Consider the following 17,856-nt stretch of genomic DNA (forward strand, 5'->3'; position numbering starts at 1 on the left):
ATGACGACGATGCGGGACCGGGTCAAGCACCTGGTGCCCACCCCGCTGGTGACCGGGGTGCGCAGCTCACTGGTCCGGTACGGGGAACGCACCAGCGACCGGCGTCCGCTGCCGGACTTCCTGATCATCGGCACGAAACGCGGCGGCACCACCTCGCTCTGGCGCTACCTGCTGGAGCACCCGCTGGTGCCGCGCCTCTTCCCGGCCTGGAACACCAAGACCTCGCACTACTTCGAGGACACCTTCTCCCGGGGCGAGGCGTGGTACCGCTCGCACTTCCCGACCCGCCGGCAGCGGCAGGCGCTGGAGCGCCGGCACGGCGGACCGACCCGGGTGGGGGAGGCCGCGCCGCTGTACATGTTCCACCCGCTCGCCGCGCAGCGGGTGGCCGACCTGATCCCGTCGGTGAAGCTGATCGTGCTGCTGCGCGACCCGGTGGAGCGGGCGTACTCGCACTGGAAGGAGCGGCGCACCGAGGGGGTGGAGCCGCTGGACTTCGCCGAGGCGCTGGCCGCCGAGGAGGAGCGTACGGCGGGGGAGCGGGAGAAGTTGATCGCCGATCCGACGTACGTCTCCAACGCCTACGACTGGTACAGCTACCGGGCCCGGGGCCGCTACCTGGAACACCTGGAGCCCTGGCTGGACCGCTTCGACCCCGCGCAGCTGCTGATCCTGCCCAGCGAGACGCTCTACCGGGAGCCGGCGGCCACGTACGCCCGGGTGCTCGACTTCCTCGGCCTGCCGTCGTACCGGCTCGACCGGTTCGAGGTCTTCAACGACCGGCGCAGCAGCGCCATGGGCCCGGCCGTGCGCGCCGAGCTGACCCGGTACTACGCGCCGTACAACGAGGCCCTCGCCAGCCGGCTGGGCATGACCTTCGACTGGGGGAGCTGACCGTGGCGAGCGGGACCCGAACGAACGACGAGAGCCCGGCGACGCCCCGCCGCAGCTCCCTCAACGCGCTGCGTTTCCGGCTGGTCGACTCGCCCGACTCGTACGGGGCGAAGCGCCGGGCGAAGCGGGCGCTCTGGCTGTCGGAGACCTTCCCGGACCTGGCGGAGATGTCCGTGCTGGACCTGGGTGGCCGGGTGGGCAGCTGGTCGACGGTGCCGGTGCGGCCGAAGCACGTGCACGTGGTCAACCTGGAGCCGCTGCCCGCGGAGCTGCCCGAGGGGATGGAGGCCGACCACGCGGACGCCTGCGAGCTGCCGCCGGCCATCCTGGGCCGTCGCTACGACCTGGTGTTCAGCAACAGCGTGCTGGAGCACGTGGGCGGGCACGAGCGCCGCCGCCGGATGGCCGAGGCGATCCGCGAGCTGGCCCCCCGGCACTGGGTGCAGACCCCGTACCGGTACTTCCCGGTCGAGCCGCACTGGGTGGCGCCCGGCATGCAGTTCCTGCCGGTGCCGGCCCGGGTCGCGGTGGCCCGCAAGTGGCCGCTGGCGTACACCCCCGGCAAGTCCTGGGAGCAGGCGATGAAGCAGGTGCTCACCACCGAGCTGATCGGCCGGGCCGAGATGCGCTACCTCTTCCCCGACTCGACGATCCGGGCCGAACGGCTGCTCGGCATGACCAAGTCGATCATCGCGGTCCGGACGGTCTGACCGGCCCCGGTGACCTGCCCTGCGGACGCGCGTGTCCGCAGGGCGGGACGCCCCGGGCAGCGCGTCGGGCGGGTGCTCCGGCGTGACAGACTGAGCGTCGTGTTGCGCTGGCTGACTGCAGGTGAATCCCATGGCCCCGCCCTCGTGGCCCTCCTGGAGGGTGTGCCCGCCGGAGTGGCGGTGACCTCCGGCGACATCGCCGGTGAGCTGGCCCGCCGCCGGCTGGGCTACGGCCGGGGCGCGCGGATGGCGTTCGAGCAGGACGAGGTCGAGATCATCGGCGGGCTGCGGCACGGCGTCACGCTGGGCAGCCCGGTGGCGATCCGGGTCGGCAACTCCGAGTGGCCGAAGTGGCGCACCGTCATGGCCGCCGACCCGGTCGACGCCGACGAACTGGCCAGCCAGGCCCGCAACGCGCCGTTGACCCGGCCCCGGCCGGGCCACGCCGACCTCGCCGGCATGCAGAAGTACGGCCACACCGACGCCCGGCCGATCCTGGAGCGGGCCAGCGCGCGGGAGACCGCCGCCCGGGTGGCCGTGGGCACGGTGGCCAAGGCCCTGGTGCAGCAGGCCCTCGGCATCGAGATCGTCTCGCACGTGGTGGAACTCGGCCCGGTCGCCGTGAAGCCGGGCCTGCGGCCCCGGCCGGAGGACGCCGAGCGGATCGACGCCGACCCGCTGCGCTGCCTCGACCCGGAGGCCAGTGCCCGGATGGTCGCCGAGGTCGACGCCGCGAAGAAGGCCGCCGACACCCTCGGCGGCGTGGTCGAGGTGCTGGCGTACGGCGTGCCGCCGGGTCTCGGCAGCCACGTGCAGTGGGACCGCAAGCTCGACGCCCGGCTCGCCACCGCGCTGATGTCCATCCAGGCGATCAAGGGCGTGGAGATCGGCGACGGTTGGCAGCAGGCCCGCTCGCGTGGCTCCGAGGCGCACGACGAGATCATGCCCACCGCCACCGGCGTGCGGCGGGTCACCGACCGGGCCGGCGGCCTGGAGGGTGGCATCACCACCGGCGAGCCGCTGCGGGTGAAGGCCGCGATGAAGCCGATCTCCTCGCTGAACCGGGCCCTCGCGACGGTGGACGTGACCACCGGTGAGCCGGCCACCGCGATCAACCAGCGTTCCGACGTCTGCGCGGTGCCCGCCGCGGCGGTGGTCGCCGAGGCGATGGTGGCGCTGGTCCTCGCCGAGGCGGCCACCGAGAAGTTCGGCGGCGACTCGGTGGCGGAGATCCGCCGCAACCTCGCCGGTTACCTCGACGCGCTGGTGATCCGGTGAGCGCGGCGCGTCGGGGCGTGACCCGATGACGAAGCCGGTCTGTGTGCTGGTCGGCGCGCCGGGCTCCGGCAAGACCACCGTCGGCGAGGAGTTGGCGGCCCGGCTCGGGGTGGACTTCCGCGACACCGACGCCGACATCGAGGCGCTGGCCGGCAAGCCGATCCCGGAGATCTTCATCGACGAGGGGGAGGCGCACTTCCGTACCCTCGAACGGGCGGCGGTGGCGGCGGCGCTGGCCTCGCACGGCGGCGTGCTGGCCCTCGGCGGCGGCGCGGTCCTCGCCGAGGAGAACCGCGCCGCGCTGGTCGGGCACACCGTGGTGCACCTGTCGGTGGAGCTGCCGGACGCGGTGAAGCGGGTCGGGCTCAGCACCGGCCGTCCGCTGCTCGCGATCAACCCGCGGGCCACCCTCAAGCATCTGATGGACCAGCGCCGCCCGCTGTACGCCGAGGTGGCGACCGCGACCGTGGTCACCGACGGGCGTGCCCCGGAGGAGATCGCCGCCGAGATCGTCGGCCTGCTCAAGCCCTGACGGGCCTCCGGCCGGCCGGCCCCGGCCGCCGTGTCCGCCGGTCCCCGCGCTCCGCTCGTCGGCGGTGCCCGCCGGTCGACCGTCGGCGACCATGCGGTGGCGTCGCCGGACCGGGTGGACCGGCGACGCCCGTGCGGTCCGTCAGCCGCGCGCGATGGTGTCCAGCACGTCGGCGAGCGCCGTCGGCTCGCTGAGCATCGGCCAGTGGCCGGTGGGCAGCCCGTGCAGCGCGGCGTCGGCGAGCCCGGCGAAGAACGGGTGCCCCTGGGCGATCATCGTCCGGACCACCTCCATCGGGAACGTGCAGGCGACCAGCGCGGTCGGCACCGGCCGCCCGCCGGTGCGCCGGACCGGGTCGGTGGCGGCCCGCAGCGGCTGCCCGGTGGCGCGCCGGCGCAGCAGCGCCAGCGCCGCGTCGTCCAGGCCGGCCAGGTTCTCCGGGTCCTCGGCCCGATCCCAGGCCGGTGGTGGCAGCAGGTGGCCGTCGCCGATCAGCGCCCGCAGCCGCTGCTGCTCCTCGGGCGGGTTGGTGTCGAACTGCGACGTCCCGTCGGGCAGCGGGCCGCTGTCGACGTAGACCACGGTGCCGATCCGGTCCGGCATCCGGTCCGCCGCCTGGATGACCGGCATGCCGCCGCCGGAGTGCCCGACCAGCACCACGTCGCGCAGGTCCTCCGTCTCGATCAGCGCGGTGATGTCGGTGGTGTGCGTCTCCAGACCGACCTGCGGCCCGGCGAGGTGGGCCCGCTCGGCCACCCCGGTCAGGGTCAGCGGGTACACCTCGTGGCCGCGCCGGCGCAGCTCACCGGTCACCTCCCGCCAGGCCCAGCCGCCCAGCCAGAACCCCGGCACCAGCACGAACGTCGCCATCTCGATCTCCCTCGTCTCGGCGTACCGGAACACCGTAGGATCAATTGCGGACAACTTCCGCCCGGTATAGAGGGGTGGCCCGTGTCACATCCCGCCGGCCGGGTGCTCGGCATGCTCGAACTGCTCCAGAGCCACCACCGGCTCACCGGGGCCGAACTCGCCGCGCGCCTGGGCGTCGACGCGCGCACCGTGCGCCGCTACGCCACCACCCTCGCCGACCTCGGCATCCCGGTCGCCGCCGAGCGCGGCCGGTACGGCGGCTACCGGCTGCGCCCCGGCTACAAGCTGCCGCCGCTGATGCTCACCGATGACGAGGCGGTCGCGGTGCTGCTCGGCCTGCTCGCCGCGGACCGACTCGGGCTGGGCACCGAGGAACCGGCCACCGCCACCGCGCTCGCCAAGATCCGCCGGGTGCTGCCCGCCCCGCTCGCGGAGCGCCTCGCCGCCGTGCGGGAACACCTCGGCTTCACCCTGCGCGAGTCCGACCCGTCGACCCGGCCGGCCAGCGGCACGCTGCTCGCCCTCGGCGCGGCCACCCGGCGACGCCAGCGGGTCACCCTCGACTACCGGTCCCACTCCGGCGGCGCGTCCCGCCGGCAGCTCGACCCGTACGGGCTGGTGTTCCACGCCGGCCGGTGGTACGTCACCGGCCACGACCACCTCCGCGACGAGGTGCGCGTCTTCCGGCTGGACCGGATCGGCGACGTCACCACCGGCACGCAGACCTTCATCCCGCCGGCGGGCTTCGACCCGGTGGCCCAGGTGACCCGCTCGCTGGCCGCCGTCCCGTACGCCCACACCGTCGAGGTGCTGCTGGAGACCGACCTGGCCACCGCCCGACGGCGGGTGCCGCCCAGCCTGGCGGAGCTGACCGAGGTTCCCGGCGGCGTGCTGCTGCGCGCCCGGGCCGAGCGGCTCGACGGGATGGCGCAGCTGCTCGCCGGTCTGGGCTGGCCGTTCACCGTCCGCCACCCGGCCGCGCTGCGCGACGCCGTCCGCGCCCACGCCGCCCGTCTCGCCACCTGGGCCGCCCGCCCCTCCACCTGACCTCACCCCACCCCACCTCGCGCCCCACCCCCACTCCAAGATCCGCGCAACTTCACGGAATGAGTGGCTACCCGGCCGCCGATAGCCACTCTTTCCGTGAAACTGCGCGCGGGGCGGGCGCGGGCGCGCGGGGCGCGGGCGCGGGCGCGCGGGGCGCGGGGCGCGGGGGAGGGCGCGCGGGGCGCGGGGGTGGGGCGCCAGGTCACCAGCAGGGCCAGGGCGAGCAGGATCTCGGCGAGGTCGCCGACGTAGTACATCAGGGTGGCCGCCGCCCGCACGTGCGCCACCGGCGCGGCGGCGTCGACCAGGCCGGCGTACATCAGCTGGGCCAGGGTGGCGTGCGCGGCCACCGAGAGCCCCAGCACGACGAGGCGGACGGGCACCCCGGGCCGGTGCGGCCCCGGATCCGGGCCCGCGATCGCCCAGGTGAAGAGGTAGCCACTGGCCAGGAAGTGCGCCAGCACCAGCGTGTGCAGCGCCGGGCTGGCCAACGTGGCCCGGTACAGCGGGGTCAGGTGCAGCAGGTACAGCCCACCGGCGGTGAGCAGCAGCCCGGTGACCGGGTGGGCGAGCACCCCCACCACCGGGTGGCGCAGCAGCCGGACCAGCGCCCGCCCTCGCGGCCGGTTCACCGAGCGCAGGGCGAGGGTGCCGGGCGCGCCGAGCACCAGCCCGAGCGGGGCCAGCATGCCGATCAGCAGGTGCCGCCACATGTGCCCGACCAGGTCGTGGCCGGGGACCACCACGGCCACCGCGAGCAGCGCGGCGCCCGCGCCGAAGCTCGCCGTACGCCAGTGGCTCCACCCGCCGCGGTCCCGTTCCCGTAGCGCGGCGGCCAGGTAGACCCAGAACAGCAGCGCCGGTACGAGCAGCAGCGGCCCGACGACGCTCCCGTGGTGCCCGGTCACCGGTCGGCGCAGGTGTCGACCGTGCCGGCCCGGCGCTGCACAGCCCAGCCCACCGCGATCAGCACCACGCCGAGCAGCAGGAAGCCGACGTCCCAGGCGGTCTGGTACGGGCCGGTGCGGACGTGGTGGATGCCGAGCAGGTGGTGGTCGACGATCCCCTCGACCAGGTTGAACAGCCCCCAGCCGACCAGCGCCCAGCCCCACAGGGCTCCGGAGCGCCACAGCCGGCCCCGGGAACGGGTGACCCGGGCGTAGAGCAGGGCCAGCCCGGTGAGCACCGCGACCCAGGTGACCACGTGGAACAGCCCGTCCCACAGGGTGTTCATCTGCAACCCGGCGACGGTGTCCACCGGGTACGCCTTCACCCCGATGTTGTCGCTGTCGGTGCTGCTGAGCAGGTGGTGCCACTGGAGCACCTGGTGCAGGACGATGCCGTCGACGAAGCCGCCGAGGCCGACGCCGAGGATGGTGGCGGGCAGCCGGATGTCGGCGCCGTCGATGGTCGTGGTGCTCATCGGTACCTCCGCCTCGTGGAGCTGTCCCGTTCGCCCCTGCCCGCGCCCCGCAGGGCCAAACGTCCGGATCACCACCGGCGTCACGGGTCCGGGTTCGGTCCGACGCGCCACCAGGTGGACAGCCGGCCGTTTCGGCGTCCGGGCTGGACTAGGCTCCCGGGCGATGGACGAGGTGACCCGGATCCCGGTCGGCGGCGAGCGGCCGTACGACGTGCTGGTGGGACGCGACCTGTTGGACGAGCTGCCCGGGCTGCTGCCCGGCGCGACCCGGGTGGCGGTGCTGCACGCGCCCCCGCTCAAGGAGTTGGCCGACGCGCTCGCCGAGCGGCTCGGCGCGGCCGGCGCGACCCCGCTGACCGTGGAGGTGCCCGACGCCGAGGCGGGCAAGCGGATCGAGGTGGCCGCCGACTGCTGGGACCGGCTCGGCGCGGCGGGCTTCACCCGTACCGACGCGGTGGTCGGCGTCGGCGGCGGCGCGGTCACCGACCTGGCCGGCTACGTGGCGGCCTGCTGGCTGCGCGGGGTGCGCTGGGTGCCGGTGGCGACCTCCCTGCTGGGCATGGTCGACGCCGCGGTGGGCGGCAAGACCGGCGTGAACACCGCCGCCGGCAAGAATCTGGTCGGCGCGTTCCACCCGCCGGTCGGGGTGCTGGCCGACCTGGCCACGCTGGACAGCCTGCCCCCGGCCGACCTGGCCGCCGGGCTGGCCGAGGTGGTCAAGTGCGGCTTCATCGCCGACCCGGTCATCCTCGACCTGGTGGAGGCCGATCCGTCCGCCGCCACCGACCCGCGCGGGCCGGTGGTGCGGGAGCTGATCGAGCGGGCGATCCGGGTCAAGGCCGACGTGGTCTCCGGTGACCTGCGCGAGTCCGGGGTACGCGAGGTGCTCAACTACGGGCACACCCTGGCGCACGCCATCGAGAAGGTGGAGGACTACCGCTGGCGGCACGGGCACGCCGTCGCGGTCGGCACCGTCTACGCCGGCGCCCTGGCCCGGCTGGCGGGGCGGCTCGACGCGGCCACCGCCGAGCGGCATCGCACCGTGCTCGCCGCGCTCGGCCTGCCCACGAGCTATCCGGCCGACGCCTGGCCGCAGCTGTTGGCCGCGATGCGGGTGGACAAGAAGACCCGGGGCAGCCGATTGCGGTTCGTGGTGCTCGACGGCCTGGCCCGGCCGGCGATGCTGGAGGGCCCGGACGACGACCTGCTGCACGCCGCCTACCGGGAGGTCAGCCGGTGAGCGCGCCGAGGGTGTACGTGCTCAACGGGCCCAACCTGGGCCGGCTGGGCACCCGCCAGGTCGACGTGTACGGGGTGACCAGCTACGCCGACCTGGTGACGCTCTGCGTGGACACCGGCCGGGAGTTGGGGCTGGACGTGACGGTGCGGCAGACCGACGCCGAGCACGAGCTGATCGGTTGGCTGCACGAGGCGGCCGACGAGGGCGCGGCGGTGGTGCTCAACCCGGCCGCCTGGTCGCACTACTCGATCGCGGTGCGCGACGCCTGCGCCCTGCTGCGCGGCCCCCTGGTCGAGGTGCACATCTCCAACATCCACGCCCGGGAGGAGTTCCGGCACCACTCGGTGGTCTCCGCCGTGGCGACCGGGGTGATCTGCGGTCTCGGCGTGGACGGTTACCGGCTGGCGCTGCGGCACCTGGCCGGCCGCTCCGGGTGACCCGCACCCGCGACGTACGTCACCGGCTGTGACGCTCGTCGCTCGCGCGGGGGTGACCGCAGCGTGGGACGGTGGTCCGCCTCCGACACGCGGGGGTCGCCGGTGCGACGCAGCGAGTAGACTTCCTGGGTCTGTCCGCCACTTGATGATCAAGGCAGGAAATGGCCTCCACCAACGACCTGAAGAACGGCCTGGTACTCAACCTCGACGGGGAGCTCTGGTCCGTCGTCGAGTTCCAGCACGTCAAGCCCGGTAAGGGTGGCGCCTTCGTGCGTACCACCCTGAAGAACGTGCTGTCCGGCAAGGTGGTCGACAAGACCTTCAACGCGGGCACCAAGGTCGAGACCGCGACCGTCGACAAGCGCACCATGCAGTACCTCTACGCCGACGGCGAGGACTACGTCTTCATGGACCTGGAGACGTTCGACCAGATCACCGTCCCCGGCGGCACCGTCGGCGAGGCGGCCAACTACCTCCTCCCCGAGGCCGAGGCGACCGTCGCCACGCACGAGGGCGTGCCGCTCTACATCGAGCTGCCCACCTCCGTCGTGCTGGAGGTCACCTACACCGAGCCGGGCCTGCAGGGCGACCGCTCGACCGGCGGCAACAAGCCGGCCACCGTGGAGACCGGCGCGACCGTGCCGGTGCCGCTCTTCATCACCACCGGCGAGAAGATCAAGGTCGACACCCGCGACGGCCGTTACCTCGGCCGAGCCTGATGGCCGAGGGTCCCAAGCAGCAGATGCCGTCGCGCCGCAAGGCGCGTAAGCGGGCGCTGGACGTGCTCTTCGAGGCCGACCTGCGGGACCGGCCCCCGGTCGAGGTGCTCGCCGGCTACGTCGAGCGGATCGAGAAGCCCCGGCCTGAGCACCTGGGGTACGCGGTCAGCCTGGTCGAGGGGGTGGCCGCGCACCTCGACCGGATCGACGAGGTGATCGCCAGCTACGCCGAGGGCTGGACGCTGGACCGGATGCCGGTGGTCGACCGCAACCTCGCCCGGATCGCCGTCTACGAGCTGCTCTACGTCGACGAGATCGACGACGCGGTGGCGATCAGCGAGGCGGTCGAGCTGGCCCGGCAGATGTCGACCGACGACTCGCCGCGCTTCCTCAACGGGGTGCTGGGCCGGATCGCCGAGTACACCACCCGCTGATCGACGGCGACGGGCCGACCGGCCGCCGCGACACCGACGACGAGAAGGGCCCGTGCCGACCGGCACGGGCCCTTCTCGGTGCGACAGCTCAGGACGCGAAGAACGCCCGCGGGTCGGCGACCAGCACACCGTGCTCGGTGAGCCGCTCGATCAGACCGGACGGCGAGGCGTCGTAGACGATCGCCAGGGCGCGCAGGTCGTCGGCGCGGATGGAGAGCACCCGGCCGTTGTAGTCACCACGCTGCTGCTGGATGGCGCGGGCGTACCGGGCGACGTAGGCGAGGTCCTCGGACGCCTCGTCGTAGAGCCGTTCCAGGTCCAGCACGATCTTGCTGGTGGGCTCGTGGCGCACCCCGCTACCGTCGGGCAGCAGCTCCGAGACGGGAACGCGGTAGAAGTCGGCCAGCTCCGCCAGGCGGGAAACGGTGACGGCCCGGTCGCCGCGCTCGTACGAGCCGACCACCACGGCCTTCCAGCGGCCGTTCGACTTCTCCTCCACGCCCTGCAGGGACAGGCCCTGCTGCTGGCGGATGGAGCGCAGGCGGGCGCCCAGCGACTTGGCGTATTCAGAGGGCATTCGGACACTCCCAGTGCTGTGCTTTGGGGTTCTCCCAGCGATCGCTACGGAGCGTGACGGTACGGGGATTGCGACACGTGGTCAAGTGCTCGTGACCTGACCGTTGGCGAGCCCGGACGGAGTTGTCCCCATTTGGCCGCCCTGATCCGGGGATCAGTGGGTGCCGGCGGTCGGTCCGGTGACCGCTGGTAACGTGGCGTGAAGCCCCGGCGCGGCTCGCCCGCCGATCCGCACCGGTGGTGCCAGACGTCCTTTAACGACCCGTCCCGTGAGGCGGGGAAGGAGGTCCGCCGTGGCCTGCCCACCGGCTGCCCCGTCGTCGCCGCAGCGACAACCCTCGGTGAAGGTGATCCTCGCCAGCGCCGACGTCCAGCGCGTCGTCGACCGGATCGCCCACCAGATCCTGGAGAAGACCCAGGGCGCCGCCGACACCGTGCTGCTCGGCATACCCACCCGGGGCGCCCCGCTGGCGAAGCGGCTCGCCGCCCGGATCAACACCTTCGAGGACGTCGCCGTCCCGGTCGGGGTGCTCGACATCACCCTCTACCGCGACGACCTGCGCCGGCACGCCACCCGCGCGATCGGCCCCACCCAGCTCCCGCCGGGCGGCATCGACGGCAAGCGGGTCATCCTCGTCGACGACGTGCTCTTCTCCGGCCGTACCGTGCGCGCCGCCCTCGACGCGCTGAACGACGTGGGCCGCCCCGCCTCGGTGCAGCTCGCCGTCCTGGTCGACCGGGGCCACCGCCAGTTGCCGATCCGCGCCGACTACGTCGGCAAGAACATCCCCACCTCGCTGGCCGAGAGCGTGAAGGTCACCCTCGCCGAGACCGACGGCGCCGACGAGGTCAAGTTGTACGGGGGGAGCCCTTCATGATCCGCCACCTGCTCTCCGGGGCCGACCCGGACCTGGCCACCGCCACCCAGATCCTCGACACCGCCGCCGAGATGGCCACCGTCGCCGGCCGGGAGGTCAAGAAGCTCCCGGCGCTGCGCGGCCGGACCGTGGTCAACCTCTTCTACGAGGACTCCACCCGGACCCGGATCTCCTTCGAGGCCGCCGCCAAGCGGCTCAGCGCCGACGTGATCAACTTCTCGGCCAAGGGCTCCAGCGTGACCAAGGGCGAGAGCCTGAAGGACACCGCGCTGACCCTGCAGGCGATGGGGGCCGACGCGGTGGTCGTCCGGCACCCCGCCTCCGGCGCCCCGCACCGGCTGGCCAACTGGGTGGACGGGTCGGTGGTCAACGCCGGCGACGGCACCCACGAACACCCGACCCAGGCGCTGCTCGACGCGTACACCATGCGCTCGCGGCTGGGCCGGCTGGCCGGCCTGCACGTGGCGATCGTCGGCGACGTGCTGCACTCCCGGGTGGCCCGCTCCAACGTGCTGCTGCTGTCCACCCTCGGGGCGAAGGTCACCCTGGTCGGCCCGCCCACCCTCATCCCGATGGACATCTCCGCCGCGCTCGCCCCCGGCACCGACGTCTCCTACGACCTCGACGCCGTTCTCCCCGGCGTGGACGTGGTGATGATGCTGCGGGTGCAGCGGGAGCGGATGAACGACTCGTACTTCCCCTCCGCCCGCGAGTACTCGCGTCGCTTCGGACTGGACGGCCCGCGCATGCGCCGGCTGCCCGAGCACGCGATCGTCATGCACCCCGGTCCGATGAACCGGGGCATGGAGATCACGCCCGAGGTCGCCGACTCACCCCGCTCCACCATCGTCGAACAGGTCGCCAACGGGGTCTCCGTGCGGATGGCCGTCCTCTACCTGCTGCTCGGAGGGAACAACCTGTGACCCCGTACCTGATCAGGAACGTGAGCGTCGTCGGCGCCGCGCCGACCGACCTGCTGATCCGCGACGGCGTCGTCGCCGAGACCGGCGCCGGGCTCACCGCGCCGGACGCCACCGTGCTCGACGGCACCGGGCTGGTCGCCCTGCCCGGCCTGGTCGACCTGCACACCCACCTGCGTGAGCCCGGCCGCGAGGACGCCGAGACCGTCGAGTCCGGCTCCCGGGCGGCGGCGCTCGGCGGCTACACCGCCGTCTGCGCGATGGCGAACACCTCCCCGGTCGCGGACACCGCCGGCGTCGTCGAGCAGGTCTGGCGGCTCGGCCGGGAGGCCGGCCTGGTCGACGTGCAGCCGATCGGCGCGGTCACCGTCGGCCTGGCCGGGGAGCGGCTGGCCGAGCTGGGCGCGATGGCCGACTCGGCGGCCCGGGTCCGGATCTTCTCCGACGACGGGCACTGCGTCGCCGACCCGAAGCTGATGCGCCGGGCGCTGGAGTACGTCAAGGCGTTCGACGGGATCATCGCGCAGCACGCCGAGGAGCCCCGCCTCACCGAGGGCGCGCAGATGCACGAGGGCGAGGTCTCCACCCGGCTCGGGCTGACCGGCTGGCCGGCGGTCGCCGAGGAGGCGATCATCGCCCGGGACGTGCTGCTGGCCGAGCACGTCGGCAGCCGGCTGCACGTCTGCCACGTCTCCACCGCCGGCAGCGTCGAGGTGTTGCGCCAGGCCAAGGCGCGCGGGGTCCGGGTCACCGCCGAGGTCACCCCGCACCACCTGCTGCTCACCGACGTCAAGGCCGAGACGTACGACCCGGTCTACAAGGTCAACCCGCCGCTGCGCACCGACACCGACATCGCCGCGCTGCGCGCCGCGCTGGCCGAGGGCGTCATCGACGTCGTCGCCACCGACCACGCCCCGCACGCGGTGGAGGACAAGGAGTGCGAGTGGGCGTACGCCCGGCCGGGCATGCTCGGCCTGGAGACGGCGCTGTCGATCGCCCTCGACGTGCTCGGCCCCGAGTGGGACCTGATCGCCGAGCGGATGTCGCGCACCCCGGCCCGCATCGCCGGCCTGGACGGCCACGGCGTCGACCCGGCGCCCGGCGTGCCGGCCAACCTCACCCTGGTCGATCCGGCCGCCCGCCGGGTGATCGAGCCCGCGGAACTGGCCAGCCGCAGTCGTAACACCCCGTACGCCCGCATGACGCTGCCGGGTCGCATCGTGGCGACCTTCCTGCGCGGCGAGCCGACGGTCCTGGACGGAAAGGCTGTCAAGTAAATGGCGAAGCGTAGAAGCGCGATCCTCGTGCTGGAGGACGGGCGCACGTTCCACGGCGAGGCGTACGGCAGCGTCGGGGAGACCTTCGGCGAGGCGGTCTTCAACACCGGCATGACCGGCTACCAGGAGACCCTGACCGACCCCTCCTACCACCGGCAGGTGGTGGTGCAGACCGCGCCGCACATCGGCAACACCGGCGTCAACGGCGAGGACGACGAGTCCGGCCGGATCTGGGTCGCCGGGTACGTCGTGCGCGACCCGGCCCGGATCGGCTCCAACTGGCGCGCCACCGGCGGGCTGGAGGACCGGCTCGCCGCCGAGGGCGTGGTCGGCATCAGCGGCGTGGACACCCGCGCGCTGACCCGGCACCTGCGCGAGCGGGGCGCGATGCGGGTCGGCATCTCCAGCGTCGACGACGACCCGCGCGCCCTGCTGGCCCGGGTCCGCCAGTCCCCCCAGATGGTGGGCGCGGACCTCTCCGCCGAGGTGACCACCGACAAGTCGTACGTCGTCGAGGCGCAGGGACCGCACCGGTTCACCGTCGCCGCGCTGGACCTGGGCATCAAGCGCAACGTCCCGCGCCGGCTCGCCGCGCGCGGGGTCACCACCCACGTGCTGCCCGCCGGCTCCACCATCGACGACCTGCTCGCCACCGGAGCGGACGCGGTCTTCTTCTCACCCGGCCCGGGCGACCCGGCCACCGCCGACGGGCCGGTCGCGCTCGCCCGCGACGTGCTCGGCCGCAGGATCCCGCTGTTCGGCATCTGCTTCGGCAGCCAGATCCTCGGCCGGGCGCTCGGCTTCGGCACGTACAAGCTCGGCTACGGCCACCGTGGCATCAACCAGCCGGTGCTCGACCGGGTCACCGGCAAGGTCGAGGTGACCAGCCACAACCACGGCTTCGCGGTCGAGGTGCCGGGTGTCCGGGCGGGGGCGGTCGTCCCCGACCAGGTGATCGAGACCGAGTTCGGCGGCGTCCAGGTGTCGCACGTCTGCCTCAACGACAACGTGGTCGAGGGGCTGCGGGCCAGGGACGTGCCCGCCTTCACCGTCCAGTACCACCCGGAGGCGGCGGCCGGCCCGCACGACGCGGACTACCTCTTCGACCGCTTCGCCGAGCTCATCGAAGGCGGAAAGAATGCCTAAGCGCACCGACCTCAAGCACATCCTGGTCATCGGCTCCGGGCCGATCGTCATCGGGCAGGCCTGCGAGTTCGACTACTCGGGCACCCAGGCCTGCCGGGTGCTGCGGGCCGAGGGGATCCGGGTCAGCCTGGTCAACTCCAACCCGGCGACGATCATGACGGACCCGGAGTTCGCCGACGCCACGTACGTCGAGCCGATCACCCCGGAGTTCGTCGAGCTGGTCATCGCCAAGGAGCGCCCCGACGCGCTGCTGCCGACCCTCGGCGGGCAGACCGCGCTGAACACCGCGGTCGCCCTGCACGAGGCGGGCGTGCTCGACAAGTACGGCGTGGAGCTGATCGGCGCGAACATCGAGGCGATCCACCGCGGCGAGGACCGGCAGCTGTTCAAGGACATCGTCGCCAAGGCCGGCGCGCGGATCGGCGTCGCCGACCCCACCGCGCTGGTGCCGCGCTCGCGGGTCTGCCACTCCATGGCCGAGGTCGAGGCGACCGTGGCCGAGCTGGGCCTGCCGGTGGTCATCCGCCCGTCGTTCACCATGGGCGGCCTGGGCTCCGGGATGGCGCACACCGACGAGGACCTGGCGCGCATCGCCGGCGCCGGCCTGGCCGCCAGCCCGGTGCACGAGGTGCTCATCGAGGAGAGCGTGCTCGGCTGGAAGGAGTACGAGCTCGAACTGATGCGCGACCGCCACGACAACGTGGTGGTGGTCTGCTCGATCGAGAACGTCGACCCGATGGGCGTGCACACCGGCGACAGCGTCACCGTCGCCCCGGCGATGACGCTGACCGACCGGGAGTACCAGCGCCTGCGCGACCTGGGCATCGCGGTGCTGCGCGAGGTCGGGGTCGACACCGGCGGCTGCAACATCCAGTTCGCGGTCAACCCGGCGGACGGCCGGATCGTCGTGATCGAGATGAACCCCCGGGTGTCCCGCTCCTCGGCGCTGGCCTCGAAGGCCACCGGCTTCCCGATCGCGAAGATCGCCGCCAAGCTGGCCATCGGCTACACCCTCGACGAGATCCCCAACGACATCACCCTGAAGACGCCGGCGGCGTTCGAGCCGACCCTGGACTACGTGGTGGTGAAGATCCCCCGGTTCGCGTTCGAGAAGTTCCCCGGCGCCGACCCGGAGCTGACCACCACGATGAAGTCGGTCGGTGAGGCGATGAGCCTCGGGCGCAACTTCACCGAGGCGCTCAACAAGGCGATGCGCTCGATGGAGACCAAGTCGTCGGGTTTCTGGACCACCCCGGACCCGGCGGGTGCCACCAGGGAGAACACCCTGGCCGCGCTGCGGATGCCGCACGACGGCCGGCTGTACACCGTCGAGCGGGCGCTGCGCCTGGGCGCCTCCATCGCCGAGGTGGCCACGGCCTCCGGCGGGATGGACCCGTGGTTCCTGGACCAGATCGCCGCGCTGGTCGAACTGCGCGCCGAGATCGTGGACGCCCCGGTGCTCGACGCCGACCTGCTGCGCCGGGCCAAGCGGGCCGGCCTGTCCGACCGGCAGCTCGCCGCGCTGCGCCCGGAGCTGGCCGCCGAGGACGGCGTGCGCACCCTGCGACACCGGCTCGGCGTCCGGCCGGTCTACAAGACGGTGGACACCTGCGCCGCCGAGTTCGAGGCGACCACGCCGTACCACTACTCCACCTACGACCAGGAGTCCGAGGTCGTGCCGTCGGCCCGGCCGAAGGTGCTCATCCTGGGCTCCGGGCCGAACCGGATCGGCCAGGGCATCGAGTTCGACTACTCCTGCGTGCACGCCGTCCAGGCGCTGCGCAGCGCGCCGCTCGGCGGCACTGCGTCCGGTTCCGCCGGCGCCGGCTACGAGACCGTGATGGTCAACTGCAACCCGGAGACGGTCTCCACCGACTACGACACCGCCGACCGGCTCTACTTCGAGCCGCTGACCTTCGAGGACGTGCTGGAGGTATGGCACGCCGAGGACTCCTCCGGCAAGGCGGCCGGTGGGCCCGGCGTGGTCGGGGTGATCGTGCAGCTCGGCGGGCAGACCCCGCTGGGCCTGGCGCAGCGGCTCAAGGACGCCGGGGTGCCGGTCGTCGGCACCTCCCCGGAGTCGATCCACCTCGCCGAGGAACGCGGCGCGTTCGGCGCGGTGCTGGCCCGGGCCGGGCTGCGGGCCCCGGCGCACGGCATGGCCACCTCGTACGACGAGGCGAAGGCGATCGCCGACGAGATCGGGTACCCGGTGCTGGTCCGGCCGTCGTACGTGCTCGGCGGGCGGGGCATGGAGATCGTCTACGACGACGCCACGCTGCGCGACTACATCGGCCGGGCCACCGACATCTCCCCGGACCACCCGGTGCTGGTCGACCGGTTCCTCGACGACGCCATCGAGATCGACGTGGACGCGCTCTGCGACGCCGACGGCGAGGTCTACCTGGGCGGCGTGATGGAGCACATCGAGGAGGCCGGCATCCACTCCGGCGACTCGTCCTGCGCGCTGCCGCCGATCACCCTGGCCGGCTCGCACCTGGCCCAGGTGCGCCGCTACACCGAGGCGATCGCCAAGGGCGTCGGCGTGCGCGGCCTGCTCAACGTCCAGTACGCCCTCAAGGACGACATGCTCTACGTGCTGGAGGCCAACCCGCGCGCCTCCCGTACCGTCCCGTTCGTCTCCAAGGCCACGGCGGTGCCGCTGGCCAAGGCGGCGGCCCGGATCGCGCTCGGCGCCACCATCGCCGAGCTGCGCGCCGAGGGGATGCTCCCGCCCACCGGGGACGGCGGCAGCATGCCCGCCGACGCCCCGATCGCGGTGAAGGAGGCGGTGCTGCCGTTCAAGCGGTTCCGCACCCCGTCCGGCAAGGGTGTCGACTCGCTGCTCGGTCCGGAGATGAAGTCGACCGGCGAGGTGATGGGCATCGACACCAACTTCGGGCACGCCTTCGCCAAGTCGCAGTCGGCCGCGTACGGTTCGCTGCCCACCGGCGGCAAGATCTTCGTCTCGGTGGCCAACCGGGACAAGCGGGGCATGATCTTCCCGATCAAGCGCCTGGCCGACCTGGGCTTCGAGATCGTCGCCACCACCGGCACGGCGGAGGTGCTGCGCCGGCACGGCATCGCCTGCGAGCAGATCCGCAAGCACTACGAGTCGGGCGAGGGCGAGGACGCGGTGTCGCTGATCCTCGGCGGCGACGTGGCCCTGGTGGTGAACACCCCGCAGGGCTCCGGCGCGAGCGCCCGTTCGGACGGCTACGAGATCCGCAGTGCCGCCGTCACGGCCGACATCCCCTGCATCACCACGGTCCCCGGCGCGGCGGCGGCGGTCATGGGCATCGAGGCCCGCATCCGCGGCGACATGCGCGTCCGCCCCCTGCAGGAACTCCACGCCGCCCTGCGAGCCGCCCAGTGACCGGCGCGCATGCCCGACCGGATGCTCGCTCCGCCGTGTTGATCGAGAAGTTCCGGTCCTCCACGGGCCCGTCTCCGGACGCGAACTTCTTGATCAACG

At 73.2% G+C, this 17,856-nt stretch carries 18 protein-coding genes; 14 read left to right on the forward strand and 4 right to left on the reverse strand.

Annotated elements, in window-relative coordinates:
- The 4 genes from ACPFP2_RS19750 (at position 1) to ACPFP2_RS19765 (ending at position 3,414) form a co-directional block, all read left to right on the forward strand.
- On the forward strand, positions 1 to 894 hold the full coding sequence (locus ACPFP2_RS19750) for a sulfotransferase domain-containing protein (RefSeq protein ID WP_424090648.1): 894 nt from the start codon (positions 1 to 3) through the stop codon (positions 892 to 894).
- 68 nt (positions 895 to 962) lie between these two features.
- The gene (locus ACPFP2_RS19755; RefSeq protein WP_424090709.1) at positions 963 to 1,604 is read left to right on the forward strand and encodes a class I SAM-dependent methyltransferase; all 642 of its coding nucleotides are present in this window, start codon (positions 963 to 965) and stop codon (positions 1,602 to 1,604) included.
- Positions 1,605 to 1,703: 99 nt separating this feature from the next.
- Positions 1,704 to 2,882, forward strand: a complete 1,179-nt coding sequence (gene aroC / locus ACPFP2_RS19760) for a chorismate synthase (RefSeq protein WP_424090649.1) — start codon at positions 1,704 to 1,706, stop codon at positions 2,880 to 2,882.
- 25 nt (positions 2,883 to 2,907) lie between these two features.
- On the forward strand, positions 2,908 to 3,414 hold the full coding sequence (locus ACPFP2_RS19765) for a shikimate kinase (RefSeq protein WP_091300984.1): 507 nt from the start codon (positions 2,908 to 2,910) through the stop codon (positions 3,412 to 3,414).
- A 141-nt stretch (positions 3,415 to 3,555) separates the two neighbouring features.
- Here ACPFP2_RS19765 and ACPFP2_RS19770 read toward each other — a convergent pair whose 3' ends face one another.
- Positions 3,556 to 4,284 carry an alpha/beta fold hydrolase gene (locus ACPFP2_RS19770; RefSeq protein ID WP_424090650.1) on the reverse strand — a complete coding sequence of 243 codons (729 nt, stop codon included), beginning with the start codon at positions 4,282 to 4,284 and terminating at the stop codon, positions 3,556 to 3,558.
- Between the two features lie 81 nt (positions 4,285 to 4,365).
- On the opposite strand from ACPFP2_RS19770, the gene ACPFP2_RS19775 reads away from it, so the two are divergent.
- Positions 4,366 to 5,331: a helix-turn-helix transcriptional regulator gene (locus ACPFP2_RS19775; protein WP_424090651.1), complete on the forward strand. Its 966-nt coding sequence runs from the start codon at positions 4,366 to 4,368 to the stop codon at positions 5,329 to 5,331.
- A 2-nt stretch (positions 5,332 to 5,333) separates the two neighbouring features.
- Here ACPFP2_RS19775 and ACPFP2_RS19780 read toward each other — a convergent pair whose 3' ends face one another.
- Together ACPFP2_RS19780 and ACPFP2_RS19785 are read right to left on the reverse strand one after the other, a co-directional pair.
- A complete protein-coding gene (locus tag ACPFP2_RS19780) occupies positions 5,334 to 6,239 on the reverse strand; it encodes a cytochrome c oxidase assembly protein (protein ID WP_424090652.1) in 906 nt (301 codons plus the stop codon).
- Positions 6,236 to 6,754 (reverse strand): DUF2243 domain-containing protein, encoded by a 519-nt coding sequence (locus tag ACPFP2_RS19785; RefSeq protein ID WP_424090653.1) that lies wholly within the window; start codon positions 6,752 to 6,754, stop codon positions 6,236 to 6,238. The genes ACPFP2_RS19780 and ACPFP2_RS19785 overlap by 4 nt, the downstream gene beginning before the upstream one ends.
- A gap of 163 nt (positions 6,755 to 6,917) precedes the next feature.
- Between ACPFP2_RS19785 and aroB the strand changes: the two genes are divergently transcribed.
- From aroB to nusB, 4 genes are all read left to right on the forward strand, one after another.
- A complete protein-coding gene (aroB, locus tag ACPFP2_RS19790; RefSeq protein ID WP_424090654.1) occupies positions 6,918 to 7,994 on the forward strand; it encodes a 3-dehydroquinate synthase in 1,077 nt (358 codons plus the stop codon).
- The gene (gene aroQ / locus ACPFP2_RS19795; protein ID WP_424090655.1) at positions 7,991 to 8,431 is read left to right on the forward strand and encodes a type II 3-dehydroquinate dehydratase; all 441 of its coding nucleotides are present in this window, start codon (positions 7,991 to 7,993) and stop codon (positions 8,429 to 8,431) included. The genes aroB and aroQ overlap by 4 nt, the downstream gene beginning before the upstream one ends.
- 161 nt (positions 8,432 to 8,592) lie before the next feature.
- Positions 8,593 to 9,150, forward strand: a complete 558-nt coding sequence (efp, locus tag ACPFP2_RS19800) for an elongation factor P (RefSeq protein WP_053655444.1) — start codon at positions 8,593 to 8,595, stop codon at positions 9,148 to 9,150.
- Between the two features lie 23 nt (positions 9,151 to 9,173).
- Entirely contained in the window at positions 9,174 to 9,584 is a 411-nt protein-coding gene (gene nusB, locus ACPFP2_RS19805; RefSeq protein ID WP_170839547.1) for a transcription antitermination factor NusB, read from the forward strand.
- An 88-nt stretch (positions 9,585 to 9,672) separates the two neighbouring features.
- Here nusB and ACPFP2_RS19810 read toward each other — a convergent pair whose 3' ends face one another.
- A complete protein-coding gene (locus ACPFP2_RS19810; protein WP_013285505.1) occupies positions 9,673 to 10,161 on the reverse strand; it encodes a transcriptional regulator in 489 nt (162 codons plus the stop codon).
- 292 nt (positions 10,162 to 10,453) lie between these two features.
- Between ACPFP2_RS19810 and pyrR the strand changes: the two genes are divergently transcribed.
- The 5 genes from pyrR to carB are packed head-to-tail and all read left to right on the forward strand — an operon-like array spanning position 10,454 to position 17,757.
- Positions 10,454 to 11,038: a bifunctional pyr operon transcriptional regulator/uracil phosphoribosyltransferase PyrR gene (pyrR, locus tag ACPFP2_RS19815; protein WP_424090656.1), complete on the forward strand. Its 585-nt coding sequence runs from the start codon at positions 10,454 to 10,456 to the stop codon at positions 11,036 to 11,038.
- On the forward strand, positions 11,035 to 11,961 hold the full coding sequence (locus ACPFP2_RS19820; RefSeq protein WP_424090657.1) for an aspartate carbamoyltransferase catalytic subunit: 927 nt from the start codon (positions 11,035 to 11,037) through the stop codon (positions 11,959 to 11,961). Before pyrR ends, ACPFP2_RS19820 begins: the two co-directional genes overlap by 4 nt.
- Entirely contained in the window at positions 11,958 to 13,235 is a 1,278-nt protein-coding gene (locus ACPFP2_RS19825) for a dihydroorotase (protein WP_424090658.1), read from the forward strand. The genes ACPFP2_RS19820 and ACPFP2_RS19825 overlap by 4 nt, the downstream gene beginning before the upstream one ends.
- Positions 13,236 to 14,381 (forward strand): glutamine-hydrolyzing carbamoyl-phosphate synthase small subunit, encoded by a 1,146-nt coding sequence (gene carA, locus ACPFP2_RS19830; RefSeq protein ID WP_424090659.1) that lies wholly within the window; start codon positions 13,236 to 13,238, stop codon positions 14,379 to 14,381.
- The gene (carB, locus tag ACPFP2_RS19835) at positions 14,374 to 17,757 is read left to right on the forward strand and encodes a carbamoyl-phosphate synthase large subunit (RefSeq protein WP_424090660.1); all 3,384 of its coding nucleotides are present in this window, start codon (positions 14,374 to 14,376) and stop codon (positions 17,755 to 17,757) included. Before carA ends, carB begins: the two co-directional genes overlap by 8 nt.
- Positions 17,758 to 17,856: the final 99 nt, after the last annotated feature.

The sequence above is a fragment of the Micromonospora citrea genome, assembly GCF_049629545.1.
Classification (GTDB): Bacteria; Actinomycetota; Actinomycetes; order Mycobacteriales; family Micromonosporaceae; genus Micromonospora; species Micromonospora citrea_A.